General features: G+C 68.5%; 13 protein-coding genes and 1 riboswitch. Of the genes, 4 read left to right on the top strand and 9 right to left on the bottom strand.

Going from position 1 to position 13,831, the window contains the following annotated elements; all coding sequences use genetic code 11:
* The 7 genes from JNB_RS16435 to JNB_RS16405 all read right to left on the bottom strand — a co-directional run.
* A partial coding sequence (locus JNB_RS16435; protein WP_158306149.1) for a DsbA family protein occupies positions 1-712 on the bottom strand: 712 nt, incomplete at its 3' end.
* A gap of 42 nt (positions 713-754) precedes the next feature.
* Positions 755-1,354, bottom strand: a complete 600-nt coding sequence (locus JNB_RS16430; RefSeq protein ID WP_009777641.1) for a DUF305 domain-containing protein — start codon at positions 1,352-1,354, stop codon at positions 755-757.
* Positions 1,355-1,430: 76 nt separating this feature from the next.
* Entirely contained in the window at positions 1,431-1,907 is a 477-nt protein-coding gene (locus tag JNB_RS16425) for a DUF6153 family protein (RefSeq protein WP_009777640.1), read from the bottom strand.
* Between the two features lie 123 nt (positions 1,908-2,030).
* The gene (locus JNB_RS16420; RefSeq protein ID WP_009777639.1) at positions 2,031-2,828 is read right to left on the bottom strand and encodes a C40 family peptidase; all 798 of its coding nucleotides are present in this window, start codon (positions 2,826-2,828) and stop codon (positions 2,031-2,033) included.
* A gap of 3 nt (positions 2,829-2,831) precedes the next feature.
* Positions 2,832-2,995, bottom strand: a riboswitch (cyclic di-AMP (ydaO/yuaA leader).
* Between the two features lie 226 nt (positions 2,996-3,221).
* Positions 3,222-4,046, bottom strand: coding sequence for a hypothetical protein (locus JNB_RS22025; RefSeq protein ID WP_148232479.1), 825 nt, complete (start codon positions 4,044-4,046; stop codon positions 3,222-3,224).
* A 119-nt stretch (positions 4,047-4,165) separates the two neighbouring features.
* The gene (locus JNB_RS16410) at positions 4,166-4,873 is read right to left on the bottom strand and encodes a metal-dependent transcriptional regulator (RefSeq protein ID WP_009777637.1); all 708 of its coding nucleotides are present in this window, start codon (positions 4,871-4,873) and stop codon (positions 4,166-4,168) included.
* Between the two features lie 15 nt (positions 4,874-4,888).
* On the bottom strand, positions 4,889-6,124 hold the full coding sequence (locus JNB_RS16405; RefSeq protein WP_009777636.1) for an MFS transporter: 1,236 nt from the start codon (positions 6,122-6,124) through the stop codon (positions 4,889-4,891).
* Between the two features lie 134 nt (positions 6,125-6,258).
* On the opposite strand from JNB_RS16405, the gene JNB_RS16400 reads away from it, so the two are divergent.
* The 3 genes from JNB_RS16400 (at position 6,259) to JNB_RS20650 (ending at position 10,212) form a co-directional block, all read left to right on the top strand.
* Complete coding sequence (locus tag JNB_RS16400; RefSeq protein ID WP_009777635.1) at positions 6,259-7,407, top strand: citrate synthase 2; 1,149 nt, start codon at positions 6,259-6,261, stop codon at positions 7,405-7,407.
* Between the two features lie 139 nt (positions 7,408-7,546).
* Positions 7,547-8,671 carry a phosphoserine transaminase gene (serC, locus tag JNB_RS16395; RefSeq protein ID WP_009777634.1) on the top strand — a complete coding sequence of 375 codons (1,125 nt, stop codon included), beginning with the start codon at positions 7,547-7,549 and terminating at the stop codon, positions 8,669-8,671.
* Between the two features lie 224 nt (positions 8,672-8,895).
* Entirely contained in the window at positions 8,896-10,212 is a 1,317-nt protein-coding gene (locus tag JNB_RS20650) for a KOW motif-containing protein (protein ID WP_009777633.1), read from the top strand.
* A gap of 226 nt (positions 10,213-10,438) precedes the next feature.
* Here JNB_RS20650 and JNB_RS16385 read toward each other — a convergent pair whose 3' ends face one another.
* Positions 10,439-11,737, bottom strand: coding sequence for an MFS transporter (locus JNB_RS16385; RefSeq protein ID WP_009777631.1), 1,299 nt, complete (start codon positions 11,735-11,737; stop codon positions 10,439-10,441).
* Positions 11,734-12,186 carry a MarR family winged helix-turn-helix transcriptional regulator gene (locus tag JNB_RS16380; protein WP_040883918.1) on the bottom strand — a complete coding sequence of 151 codons (453 nt, stop codon included), beginning with the start codon at positions 12,184-12,186 and terminating at the stop codon, positions 11,734-11,736. Before JNB_RS16380 ends, JNB_RS16385 begins: the two co-directional genes overlap by 4 nt.
* An 84-nt stretch (positions 12,187-12,270) precedes the next feature.
* Here JNB_RS16380 and JNB_RS16375 point away from each other — a divergent pair, with 84 nt between their 5' ends.
* Positions 12,271-13,752, top strand: coding sequence for an NCS2 family permease (locus tag JNB_RS16375; protein WP_009777629.1), 1,482 nt, complete (start codon positions 12,271-12,273; stop codon positions 13,750-13,752).
* The last annotated feature ends 79 nt before the right edge of the window (positions 13,753-13,831 follow it).

Genomic DNA, 13,831 nt, shown 5'->3' with positions numbered 1-13,831 from the left:
TGACGAGTCGGGGGATCGTGGACGCCCGACTCGTCACAGAACCCCCCGACTCGTGCCCCAAAGACCCGGCCATCAGGAGCAGGTAGTCATCGACCGTGGCCGGGCCACCCAACCGAGCGCGGTGGTGGACGACGAGGTGTGGCGTCCCGGTGATGCCGGCGTCCGCGGCGGCCGCGATGTCCGCCGCCACCTCCGCTGATCGCTCCGTCGACGCGAGCAGGTCCCCCACTCGATGCTCGTCCAGTCCGGCTTCGGCCGCGAGGCGTTGCAGGACGGGCTGGGAGGCGATGTCAAGGCCCTCGGCGAACACCGCGGCATACAGGCGCTCGAGCACTGCTCCCTGAAGCGCCGGTCCGCCGAGCGCCAGACCGAGCGCGACGAGTCGGTGCGCGTCGGTCGTGTCGGCGTCCGGAGGTCGCGTCACGGCGATGTCGATGCCATCCGGTCGGGCCGCGACAGCGACCCGCTGCCACTCGTCAACGCTCACCGACGCACACGGGAGCGCGTGGTGCACGAGGACGACATCGGTCGGCCGCTCGGACGCCGCGATCGCCGCTTCAACCCGACGCTTCGCGACGTAGGACCACGGATCCGTGACGTCGCCCCACAGGTCAAGGACGAGATCGGTCATCGCTCCACTGAACCACACGACGACGAACGCCCCCAGACCCATGAGGGTCTCGAGCGAAGTGACGGGCCCGGTCGGTCGCACGTGACGAGGCGACCGACCGGGCATCGGAGTGACAGTGGCGTCCTAGGAGGAAGGCAACGCGCTCAGCAGGCCCTGCATCGTCGCGATCTCGGCCGTCTGGTCGGCTTCGATCTTCTTGGCCAAGGCCACAGCTTCCGCATTCTGGCCGTCAGACTGCTCGGTCCTGGCCATCTCGATGGCACCGGTGTGGTGCTTGACCATCATGGTCAAGAACATGCGGTCGAAGGCCACACCATGGGAATCGTCGAGCTTCGACATGTCGTCGTCACTCATCATTCCCGGCATGTCGCCCATCGATCCCATGTCGTGGTCCATCCCGCCATTCCCGGAAGGGACGTCTTCGCCCCACTCCTTGAGCCAGCCGCCCATCGTCTCGATCTCTGGGCCCTGCGCGGCCTCGATGGTGCTTGCGAGCTCCTTCAGCTGCGTGGTGGACGCGTTCGCGGTGGCCATCTTGGCCATCAGCACGGCCTGTTCATGGTGCGGAATCATGGACTGCGCGAACGTGAGGTCTGCTTCGTTGTGACTGCTTGTGAGACCCGATCCCCCAGCACTGGTCGAGGCATCGTCGGTGCCACATCCTGCAAGTGTGAGGGTTGCCACCAAGGCAAGCGCGAGCGCGCTGAAAAGTCGCTTCATCATGGTCTTTCCGATCTGGTCTGTTGATGTGAGGGCATGCGAAGGTCGCGGCCCGCCAGGTGTGGCGGGCCAATGACCCTCAGCAGCGCTGAATCGACAGGTGAATCAGAGAAGGCGGGTCCGGGTCACGAGCGTGAGGCGCCGAGCTCCCGACCGGAGCCTGCACCGTGCGAGCCAGCGTCAGCAGCCCAGGTGCGGCGCCCAGGAGCCGCAGAAGGATGGCGAGAGCGAGGACCAGAATCGCGACACACATGCTGGACATGCCACCCATGCCGCCGTCCGTGCCGGACGGACCGGCAGCAACCGCCACGACGACAAGCGACGCAACAGGACTGGCCATCTCATCGACGACGACCACCATGGCGTCATCGATCGTGCCGCGAGCGGCCCCACCATGCCCAGCCACCACAGAGTGCGCGGGCGGGTGCTCTTCCGCAGCCATCGCACCATGGCTGTTCAGCCCGTGCATCCCGACGATCCCCGCCAGCAAGGCAAACAACCCCACCAGCCAGAGCGCGTAGCGCACCGTGGTTTGCGGCCTCTCGCCATTGCTCATCACCCACCATGCTACGCAAGCGATCGCGGACCACAGCACGAACGCCCCCAGACCCGTGAGGGTCTGGGGGCGTTCGATCAGGCGTATGCCGGGTGGTCACCTCTCAGAGGTGACCGGGCCCTCTCAGAAGCGGCCGAAGCCGGTGGGGGTCCCAAACATGTGGCGCTCGCTGGTCGACGCGCCGGGCTTCGGCGAGTCGATCATCATGTCGCCACCGGTGAAGATGCCAACGTGCCAGGCCGGGCTGCCGTAGAAGACGAGGTCGCCGGGGCGAGGGCTCGACACACGGGTCGCGGCGCGCTGCTGAGCGGACGCGGTGCGGGGGATGGAGACGCCAGCCTTGCCATAGACGTACTGGGTGAAGCCGGAGCAGTCGAAGCCAGCAGGGGTCTCGCCGCCGTAGACGTACCCGATGCCGAGCAGCGTGCGCGCGATGTTGACGATCCCGCTCGCGGACTGCGCGACGTTGTTGTTGGTCGGCGTGCGGGTCGCGGACCGGCTCGCGGCGGTCTGGACGCGCGTGGTGGACGCGGAACGCTCCGTGCTCGAGGCCTGTGTGTCGGTCGACTTCTCGACGACAACGGGCTTGGGCTTCGGCTTGGGCTTCGGCTTGGCGATCACCGTGACGCCGGTGACGCCAATGGCCTGGGCCTTGACGGGAGTGGAGGCGGCCGGGGCGCTGATGGCCGGGGCTGCGGGGGCGGCGACGGGAGCTGCAGGAGCGCTCGTCGTGGCCTTCTGGGCGGTGTCCTGGGTGGCGGACGCCGGGAGAGCGAAGGCTGCCACGAGACCACCGGATGCAGCGAGCACCGCGGAGGCCTTGGCACCGGTGACACCGGCGCGCGAGGCAAGGACAGACAGTTCGGAGACAGGGTTGTGTCGTCCGGGCGTGCGGTGCCGCCCGTTGGTGGAGTGAGCCACGTGTGAACCTCTCGATGCCTGCGGGGTGAGCTGTCGGGTTCGGGCGGAGGTTCTGCCCGGCCAGTCGGAACTGACTTAACCCCAAGGAGCAACCATGTTCCGTTGCCCCAGAATTGGGTCCCCCGCTCCTGTCAAGCGGATTGCGTTGCAGTCGGCGACGGTGACAGGACTCGGCAATCCGTCGCGACAACTCACCCCAGGGGAGGACGAGTCGGTGCAACGGTACCCAACCCTTCGGGGAAAGTCACGTTTGGGTCACGACGAGTCGCTCACATGCTTCGTGGCGTCCCTCTCGCAGCTCGACAAGGGCCCTCAGCGGCCCCACCCGGGACATGACTGAGGGCGGGGAACCGTCCGGGTTCCCCGCCCTCAGCCCATGCGTGTGGACTCGGGTCACTCCACCGAGATGTGCACGTGGTCGTAGTGGTTGGCCGTGACCGAACCGCGGTCCTCCATCGACCGCCAGCTCGAGGCGCCGGCCAGCCAGATGCGCTGCTTCCAGATCACGTAGGTGATGTTGAGCTGACCCATGTGGTTGATGGCCCACTGGGCGACGGCGTCACCAGTCGAACCGGCCACCATGACGTCGACCGCCTTGCCGGTGCCGTGGTCACCGGCTCCGGCGCGGAAGCCGCCGATGTTGGTGATGCCGAAGTTGGAGCGAACCGCCGAGCAGACCGTGGAGGCGTTGGGACCCAGGCCCTTGGCGCTGCACCAGCCGACGTAGGCACCCGACCCGACGCCCGAGGGCACGGACTTCGCCGTGGAGGTGGACGTGGAGGTCTTCTTGTCCGACGACGTGTCGCTGGCCTTGTCGGGGGTCTTGTCGACCACCGGCTCGACCTTGGGTGCGGGCTTGGCCACGGCGGTGACGCCTGCGGGTCCCGCGGAGACCTTGACGCTCTCGGCAGCGGCCGGGGCGGTCACAGCGATGCCGGCCTGGGCCACGGAGGCGCGGCTGGTGCTGCGCGACGTGCCCGTTGCGGCGTCGCTGCGGTCGCGGGCGACCAGGGCGGAGGTCTGACCGGAGAGCTGGACCTGGCTGGGTGCTGCCTGGACGGGGATCGCCACGGCGGCGGCGACGCTGGACGCGAGGCCGAGGCCCACGAGGCTCTTGACCACGGTGGGTCGGGAGAGCGACGAGAGAGCGGAAAAGTCAGGGAGTCGGCTGCGCTTGTGAGCGCGGCGGCGACCGGAACGCGTTTCAGGGGAAATCACGAAAGAGAACCTCTCGGTGGATCAGGGAGTAACCCACGGTAACGGTGCGATCACGCAAAGTCACATTCCGGTAACGGCCCAGCGGTGTCCGCGGGGTCGAGTATGGCGCAAACCAGCGGTCAGACGGGGGACGCGGCCCGCGCCACGAACACGTGTGACGCGATGTCGTCGGGCAGCGAGACCCCCGTGGACTCGTCGGCGCCGGCGAGCGCGGCAATGACGCGGCCGCCTTCACGGCGAACCACCGCGAGCTGACCCGGCAGGAGCCCGGCGGCCGTGATGAGCCCCAGGGCCTCGTGGTCGACCTGGGCCGGCTCCCCGATGCGTCGCACCGTCACCGTGATGGGCTCCACCTCGGCGACCTCGCTCAGCGTCGACAGGCCCAGGCGGAAGTCCTCGCCCAGCGCCTCACCGAACTCGTCGAGCCCCGGGATCGGGTTGCCGTAGGGCGACTCGGCGTGGTCGGCGAGCATCGCGAGGATCTTGATCTCGACCCGGTCGGACATGACGTGCTCCCACCGACAGGCCTCTTCGTGGACGTACTCCCACTCGAGGCCGATGACGTCGACGAGGAGTCGCTCGGCGATGCGGTGCTTGCGCATGACCCGCGTCGCGAGGCGTCGCCCCTCGGTGGACAGCTCGATGTGACGGTCACCGGCAACGGCGAGAAGCCCGTCGCGCTCCATGCGCGCCACCGTCTGCGAGACGGTGGGCCCGGAGTGGCCGAGTCGCTCGGCGATCCGTGCCCGCAACGGGGTGATGCCTTCTTCTTCAAGTTCGAAGACGGTGCGGAGATACATCTCCGTGGTGTCGATGAGATCGGTCACGACGTCAGTCTCTCATCACGGGCGGACAGGCCGGACCGCTGCGCGGCGCGGATCGTATGCCGGTAGCCACCGTGCCAGCCACGGCGCACCTCCCAGCACGAGCAGTCCGAGAACGACGCAAGCGACCCCGAGGCTGGCGATGACCGTGACGCCACTGACGAGGAGTGGCGCGCCGTTCTGGCCGATGAGCGAGACGAACCGCCACACCGAGAGGAACTGCGCCCGGCCGACCACGGGAGCCGCGTCGGCACCCAGCGTCTGGACGATGCCCGAGCCCAGGCCGTTGCCGATCCCCATGAGCGTCGAGACGGCGGCGACCGCGGCGAAGCTGTGCGAGAGCGGCAGCAGCACCATCCCCACCCCGAGCACGACGAGGAAGGGAACCGCGACCCACACCCGCCCGAACCGGTCCATCACTGAGCCGGCCGGATAGAAGAGGAGCACCTCCGCTCCCCCGGCGATCCCGAAGATCAGTGCCGTCTGGCTGTCGGTGATGCCGACCGACTCGGCCCACAGGGGCACGATGACGAACCGTCCCTGGCGCGCGGCACCGATGAGCAGCACCCCGAGACCGATCGTCATCAGCACCCGCCGGTGGTTGCGGATCACCTCGAGCAGACTGACCCGCTCCCCCGCCCCACGACCTCCGTGACCGGCCGCAGTCACTCCGTCGCCGGCATCGTCGGCGTCCCGCAGACCGAACCACGCCCAAACCGCAGCCGACAGACCGGCGGCGACCGCGACGGCATACGCCGCCTGGGTTCCCCACACATGGATGAGCGGAGCCGCGATGAACGGTCCGACGAACAGGCCCACGCGTTGGACGCCACCCATCGTCGACATCGCACGGGCGCGGATGCGCACCGGCGCTCGAGCGGTCAGCCAGGACTGCCGAGCCAGGAGGAACACCGAACCCGTCATCCCCATGAGCCCGATGGCGATGCCTAGCGTCCACAGGTTCGGCGCGACGACCGCGAGCGCGGCGCCTAGGGCATCGACGACGGCCGCGCCAGCGAGGGCACGGCGTTCACCGATGCGCGCCACGAGCGAACCCGCGGGCAGGGACGACACGAAGGCCGAGATGCCCTCGATGAGGACGAAGGCCGCCGCCAGGGCGATGCTCGCGCCCAGGTTGCGGGCACTGAGCGCCACGACCGGGACCGAGGCGCCGACCCCGACCGACCAGACCGCGGTGGGCCCGAACGCCGGCAACGCGATGCTCCGGAGCGAGAAGTCGTCGGCGGATGACACGAGCCCAACCCTGACACGTAGGTTGGAAGCAACTGTGGATCGCCCATCGATCCGACCGCATGACCCACCACACCGTCTGCCGGGATGCACAATGTTGCTGCCCGACACCGGAAGAACCCGAGACGAGGGAACTTGTGACACCGCAGTCCCAGACCGACCAGCCGACCGCTGCCCAGCCCGCCACCGCGGACCCCGACTTCCGGCCCGGCCTCGAAGGCGTCATCGCGTTCGAGTCGACCATCGCCGAACCCGACAAGGAAGGTGGCGCGCTGCGATATCGCGGCGTCGACATCAAGGACCTCGTCGGTCGCGTGAGCTTCGGCCAGGTCTGGGGGCTGCTCGTCGACAACGAGTTCGACCCGGGCCTGCCTCCGGCCGAGCCGTTCCCGCTCCCCGTCCACACCGGCGACATCCGGGTCGACGTCCAGTCCTCGCTGGCCCAGCTCGCACCGGTCTGGGGGTTCAAGCCGCTCCTCGACATCGACGCAGCAGAGGCTCGCGACAACCTGGCTCGCGCCTCGGTCATGGCACTGTCGTTCATCGGCCAGTCCGCCCACGGGCAGACCTCGCCGATGGTTCCGCAGAAGCGGGTCGACGAGGGTCGCACCATCGTCGAGCGCTTCATGATCCGCTGGCGCGGCGAGCCCGACCCCAAGCACGTCGAGGCCATCGACGCCTACTTCATCTCCGCGGCCGAGCACGGCATGAACGCCTCGACCTTCACCGCACGCGTCATCGCCTCGACCGGCGCCGACGTCGCGGCCTGCCTCTCGGGTGCCATCGGCGCCCTGTCCGGCCCGCTCCACGGTGGCGCACCCTCGCGCGCCCAGCACATGATCGAGGGCGTCGAACGCACCGGTGACGCGACGGCATACGTCAAGGGTGTGCTCGATCGTGGCGAGCGGCTCATGGGCTTCGGTCACCGCGTCTACCGCGCCTACGACCCGCGCGCTGCCGTCCTGCGCGACACCTGCAAGCGCCTCGGCGCCCCGCGCTACGAGGTGGCCGCCGAGCTCGAGAAGGCTGCCATCGCTGCCCTAGCCGAGCGTCACCCCGAGCGGGTCATGGAGACCAACGTCGACTACTGGGCCGCGGTGCTCCTCGACTTCGCCCAGGTCCCCGGCGACATGATGACGCCACTGTTCGTCGCTGCGCGCACGGCCGGCTGGTCCGCGCACATCCTTGAGCAGAAGCAGACCGGCCGCCTCATCCGGCCGAGCTCGCGCTACATCGGCGAGGCCACCCGAGGCATCGAGTCCGTGAAGGGCTACCGCGCAAGCTGAACCGGCTCAGCTCACGTGACGGCACGGCATACCGACATTCTTTGGGTATGCCGTGCCGCTCGCTTTCCGGGGCCGTCTCACGTCGTCCGGTGGGTGAACTCACACCAGGGGCACTGCGGGAGTGCAGGAGAATGGAGCGGTGACTGACGCCGCGATCACCATCCCATCCGACCTTCTGCCCGCCGACGGCCGCTTCGGTTCCGGACCCTCCAAGGTCCGCCCCGAGCAGGTCGAGTTCCTCGCCTCGCTGGGCTCCACCATTCTCGGCACGTCCCACCGCCAGGCCCCCGTCAAGAACCTCGTGAAGTCGGTGCGCAGCGGCCTCGCCGACCTGTTCTCGGTCCCCGAGGGCTACGAGGTCATCCTCGGCAACGGTGGCGCGACCGCGTTCTGGGACATCGCCGCCTTCGGGCTCGTCCGCGAGCGCGCCCAGCACCTCGCGTTCGGTGAGTTCTCGAGCAAGTTCGGTGCCGTGACCAACAACGCGCCCTTCCTGGGCGAGTCCTCGATCATCAAGGGCGACCCCGGCACTCGCCCCGTTGCTGTCGCCGAGGACGGCATCGACGTCTACGCCTGGGCACACAACGAGACGAGCACCGGTGTCATGACCGACGTCCGCCGCGTCGAGGGCGCAGCCGACGACGCCCTCGTGCTCATCGACGCCACGTCCGGCGCCGGCGGCCTGCCCGTCGATGTCGCGCAGACCGACGTCTACTACTTCGCTCCGCAGAAGTGCTTCGCCGCCGACGGTGGGCTCTGGCTCGCCCTGTTCTCCCCCGCCGCCCTGGCCCGCGTCGACGAGATCACGGCGTCCGGACGCTGGGTCCCCGACTTCTTCAGCCTCCCGACGGCCATCGACAACAGCCGCAAGGACCAGACCTACAACACCCCGGCCATCGGCACGCTCGCGCTGCTCGACAACCAGGTGAAGTGGATCAACGCCCAGGGTGGCCTCGACTGGGCCACCGCTCGCACGGCTGACTCGTCGGGTCGACTCCAGGCCTGGGCCGAGTCGGTCGACTACGCCTCGCTGTTTGTCGCTGACCCCGCCGCTCGCAGCCAGGTCGTCACGACGATCGACTTCGACGACACTGTCGACGCCTCCGTCATCGCGGCCACGTTGCGTGCGCACGGCGTCGTGGACGTCGAGCCCTACCGCAAGCTCGGCCGCAACCAGCTGCGTGTTGCGACCTTCCCGGCCGTCGACCCCGAGGACGTCAGCAAGCTCATCGCGTCCATCGAGCACGTGGTTGCCGCACTCTGATCGCTGCACCCTGTCGGACCTGACGGACCTGACGGCGCCCGGTTCCCTCATGGGAGCCGGGCGCCGTCGTCTGTCCGAAGCCACTGCGCCACTTCGCGCCCACCGTGCGCGCGATGGGCACTAAGTTGCGGTGTGGGGTGCCTCACGGACAGTTTCCCGCTCGTGGGTTCCTCCGGGTAACCTAAGCGCGTGCCAACCTTGGCGCGATCGGAAGGAGAGCTGACATGGGCGTCGGCAACCAGCGGGCAGCACTTGCCGCACTGCGCACCACCACTGGACGACGGGTCGTCGGGGCTCTTGCGGCTCTGGCCGTGACCTCCACCGGTGTCGCGGCCGTGGCTGCCACCGAGCCCAACGCCCAGGCCCGCCCGCGCATCGTCGTCCCGCCCGTCGCGGTCGAACAGGCCGGTGGAGTCTCGTCACTCCCGTCCCTTCCCGCCCTCCCCCCGTTGGACCTGCCCAACCCCAACGCGTCGATTCCGCCCGAGCTGACCACCTCCGCCGAGCCGCAGACCTGGGGTCTGTCGAGCATCGCGAGCGGCATCCCGGCACAGGCCCTCGCGGCATACCAGGCCGCGCAGCGCCTCCTCGCCTCCGCCGACCCCGGCTGCAAGATCGACTGGGCGCTGCTCGCCGGCATCGGCAAGGTCGAGAGCGACCACGGACGCTGGGGACGCAACCTCCTCGACGCCAACGGCACCGCAGTGCCCGGCATCTTCGGCATCCCGCTCACCGGCTCCGGCGTTGCTCGCATCACCGACACCGACGGTGGACGCTTCGACCGCGACGTCCTCTTCGACCGTGCGGTGGGTCCGATGCAGTTCATCCCCGGCACCTGGAAGTCCGTCGGCGCCGACGGCAACGGTGACGGCAGGAAGGACCCCCAGAACATGGCCGACGCCGCGACCGCTGCCGGGATCTATCTCTGCTCCGGCTCGGGCGACCTCACCCAGCCCGCCGACCTCACGCGCGCCGTCCTTCGCTACAACTACTCGATGGACTACGTCGCCAAGGTGACGAGCATCGCGGCGTCCTACCGCTCCGGTCACAGCGTCCTTCCGGCGACCGCCCTTCCCCCGGGCTTCGGCGACCAGGCGCCCTATCTGCCGCCGGCCGGTGCCGCCCCCGGACCTGGCGCCAGCGCCACCCCGAGTGGGACCGCAACCCCGACTCCGGCTGCATCCACGGCACCCAGGCCCGCGCCGAGCACCCAGCCCGGCTCCCCGGCCAAGCCCGCCCCCAAGCCCGCTTCCACCACGTCTGCGCCCAAGCCGCCGACGGTCCCGAAGTCCGTTCCGGCCCTGCCCGTTCCCCTCCCCAAGATCACGGCAACGCCGCTCCCGTCCACGACGGTGGCGGTCGACCCCGACCCGTTCTCCCCCGGTGACACGGTGAAGATCACGGCGGGCCAGTACCTCGGCCTGTCCGCCAAGGTCCTCAAGGTCGACACGGTCAAGAACACCGTGACCGTTGAGGTCGTCGTGCTCGGCATCAAGCTCCCGGTCGTCCTGCCCTACAGCAGCGTCCTGCTCCTTCCGTAGCAAACGGCACTCCGGAGTCCTGACAAGTACGACCGCCCTGAGGCCAGAGGTGACGACGAACGGCATTGTGCGATGCGCGCGTTTGCGACGAAGGAGCAACTGAGCGTGCATCGCACAATGCCGTTCGTCGTGGTGACCTGAGGTCAGTTCAGGACGGCATACGCGATCGCGACGATGAGGACGATCGCGAGGACGCCGAGCGTCATCCGCCGGCGGAAGCTCGGGGTCATCGGGCGGCCTCAGGGGCCGGCTCGGTGACGATGTCCCGGACCGGGGTCGTCTCGATGGTGATGCGCGGGGAACGCTGCGACTCATAGCTCACGCGGACATTCTCCTGCCGCGCCAACCACCACAGGACCACGATCAGGGTGATGCCGACGGCGATCGGTCCGATGGCGATGGTCCAGCGCGGTCCCCAGACCTCACCGATCCAACCGATGATGGGGGCGCCGATGGGCGTGCCGCCCATGAAGATCGCCATGTAGAGCGCCATGACACGACCGCGGACGAGGGGGTCGGTCCGCAGCTGCACCATCGCGTTGGCCGTGGTGAGGGCGGTGAGCGCCGAGAGACCGGTGGGGATGAGCGCGAGCGCGAAGAGCGTGTAGGTGGGCGCCAGAGCCGCAGCCGTGGTCGACAACGTGAACCCGGCGAGGGAGAAGAGCAGTGTCCGCAGTCGTGGGTTGGCCCGGCGCGCGCTGAGCAGTGCTGCGGTGAGCGATCCGATCGCCATGATCGACCCGAGGATGCCGTACTCCGTGGGCCCCTTGTGGAACTCGAGGGTGGCCATCAGCGCGGTCGTCACCTGGAAGTTCATGCCGAACGTCCCGAGGACGAAGACGAGCAACATGACGACCTGGATGTCCGGCCGGTTCTTGACGTAGCGGATGCCCTCACGGATGGCGCCCCTGCCGCGGGTGAGGGGAGCAGGCATGAGCTCAGCCGTGCGCAGCAGCGCGAGAGCCACGATGACGAAGGCGAACGTGCCGACGTTGACCAGCAGGGTCCAGCCGGTGCCGACGGCGGCGATCATCAGGCCCGCGACGCCCGGACCGATGAGCCGGCCGAGGTTGAACGAGGCGCTGTTGAGCGCGACCGCGTTGGCGAGCTTGTCCTGGGGCACCATCTCGGACACGAAGGTCTGACGGGCCGGGTTGTCGACTGCGGTGATGACGCCCTGCACGAGGGCGATCGCATAGACCTGCCACAGGGTCGCGACATCCGTGAGCACGAGGGCCGCAAGGGCGAGGCTCGTCACGAGCAGCAGGGTCTGGGTGATGAGCAGGATCCGCTGCTTGGGGTAGCGGTCGGCAATGGCCCCGGCCCACGGTGCGAGCAGGAGGAACGGCAGGAACTGCAGCCCGGTGACGATGCCCAGCGCCTGGCTGGAGTTGTTGGTCAGCTCGGTGAGGACGAGCCAGTCCTGGGCGACGCGGCCCATCCATGTGCCGACGTTGGACACGAGGGAGCCGGCGTAGAAGATGCGGTAGTTGCGTTCGGAGAACGAGGTGAAGGTCGGGCTCATTCGGCGGCCACCCGGGTGAGGATCGCGGTCGCGCGCAGGAGGATCGCCTGCTCCTCGGGGTCGAGATGGGACACGCGGACCGACATCCAGGCGTCGCGCTTGCGGCGGATGTCCTTGAGGACCTGGCGGGCCTCGGGTGTCAGCGTGACGATGACTTGACGCTTGTCGGTGGGGTCCTGGGTGCGCTCGACGAAGCCGAGCTCGGCCAGACCAGCCACGGTTCGGGTCATGCTGGGCGCGCTGACCCGCTCGATCTCGGCGAGCTCGCCGGGCGTGCGGGGAGCCTCCTCGAGGCGACACATGACCGAAAAGTGGTGTGGCGCAACGGTATGCGTGCTCTCGTAGCGCACTCGCCGCGAGATCCGCATGCAGGCCAACCGCAGTTCGCCGGCGAGGGAAGACACCGCGGCAGGCCGCAGGGCGGCATACGTGGATGTGTTTTCACTCATGATACTTAGCCTAACTCATTACCTTTGCTAAGTATTTCCGATCTCATTCTGCGAGCGCCCCACGGCTCGCATAGGGTTTCCGGCATGCCGAATGCGACCACCACAGCCGACCCCCAGACCACGGGGTCCTCCACCATCGACCGCTACTTCAAGATCTCCGAGCGCGGCTCGACGATCAGCCGGGAGGTGCGCGGCGGAATCGTCACGTTCTTCACGATGGCCTACATCGTCGTACTCAACCCGCTGATCCTCGGCTTCGCCAAGGACGTCGATGGCCAGTTCCTCGGTGGTGGCAGCGCGCCCAACCTCCCGGCCATCGCGGCCGGCACCGCCCTCGTCGCCGGACTCCTCACGATCCTCATGGGGGTCGTGTCCAACTTCCCGCTCGCCCTGGCGACCGGGCTGGGGCTGAACGCCTTCGTCGCCTTCGCCATCGCGTCCCAGATGACGTGGGCCGACGCGATGGGCCTCGTCGTGCTCGAGGGCGCCATCATCCTGCTGCTCGTGCTCACCGGCTTCCGCACAGCGGTTTTCCACGCCGTGCCCAAGCAGCTCAAGGTCGCGATCTCCGTCGGGATCGGCCTCTTCATCGCCCTCATCGGCTTCGTCGACGCCGGCTTCGTGCGCCGCACCGCATCCGGCACCGTCCCGGTGCAGCTCGGCGTCGACGGCTTCCTCGGTGGCTGGCCCACCCTCGTCTTCGTCGTCGGACTCATCACGATCATCGTGCTGTGGGTGCGCAAGGTCCGCGGCGCCATCCTCATCGCCATCGTCACCACGACCGTCCTCGCGATCGTCATCGAGGCCATCGCCAAGATCGGCCCGATGGTCAACGGCGACAAGGTCAACCCGACCGGCTGGGGCCTCATCGTCCCGAAGCTGCCTGAGAAGATCATCGACTCCCCCGACCTCGCGACCGTGGGCCAGTTCTCCCTGCTCGGCTCGTTCCAGTCGGTCGGGGTCGTCTCGGCCGCCCTGCTCATCTTCACGCTCATGCTCGCCGACTTCTTCGACACCATGGGCACGATGACCGCGATCGGTCACGAGGCCGACCTGCTCGACGAGGACGGCCTGCCGCCCAACACCGACCGCATCCTCATCGTCGACTCCCTCGCCGCAGCCGCTGGTGGCGCCGCGGGTGTCTCGTCGAACACGAGCTACATCGAGTCCGCCTCGGGTGTGGGCGAGGGCGCCCGCACCGGTCTGGCCTCGGTCGTCACCGGCGTGCTGTTCCTGGCGTCGATGGTCTTCGCTCCGCTCGTCCAGGTCATCCCGTCCGAGGCGGCCGTGCCCGCCCTCGTCCTCGTCGGGTTCCTGATGATGCAGCAGGTCAAGGAGATCGACTGGGACGACGTCGAGATCGCCATCCCGGCGTTCCTCACCATCGTGCTCATGCCGTTCACGTACTCGATCACCGCGGGCATCGGCGCCGGCTTCGTCGCCTACGTCCTCATCAAGGTCGTGCGCGGCAAGTCCTCGGCCGTCCACCCGCTCATGTGGCTCGTCGCCGGGCTCTTCGTCCTCTACTTCGCGATCGACCCCATCAAGGACGTCCTCGGCGTCTAGTCACACCAGCGACTTCGTGCCCGAAACGGACACGCTGCGGAGGCCTACGGCCGACAAAGCGTGTCCGTTTCGGGCACGA

The organism is Janibacter sp. HTCC2649 (assembly GCF_000152705.1).
In the GTDB taxonomy this organism is placed as follows: domain Bacteria; phylum Actinomycetota; class Actinomycetes; order Actinomycetales; family Dermatophilaceae; genus Knoellia.
The sequence above is the reverse complement of the archived record's forward strand: the minus strand, read 5'-3'. Positions and strand labels throughout refer to the sequence as shown.

Bases quoted from the DNA above. Each gene is read 5' to 3' on its own strand.
- JNB_RS16425 (WP_009777640.1), bottom strand. From the start codon at position 1,907: ATGAGCAATGGCGAGAGGCCGCAAACCACGGTGCGCTACGCGCTCTGG.
- JNB_RS16380 (WP_040883918.1), bottom strand. From the start codon at position 12,186: ATGAGTGAAAACACATCCACGTATGCCGCCCTGCGGCCTGCCGCGGTG.
- JNB_RS16375 (WP_009777629.1), top strand. From the start codon at position 12,271: ATGCCGAATGCGACCACCACAGCCGACCCCCAGACCACGGGGTCCTCC.
- JNB_RS16385 (WP_009777631.1), bottom strand. From the start codon at position 11,737: ATGAGCCCGACCTTCACCTCGTTCTCCGAACGCAACTACCGCATCTTC.
- JNB_RS16430 (WP_009777641.1), bottom strand. From the start codon at position 1,354: ATGATGAAGCGACTTTTCAGCGCGCTCGCGCTTGCCTTGGTGGCAACC.
- JNB_RS20650 (WP_009777633.1), top strand. From the start codon at position 8,896: ATGGGCGTCGGCAACCAGCGGGCAGCACTTGCCGCACTGCGCACCACC.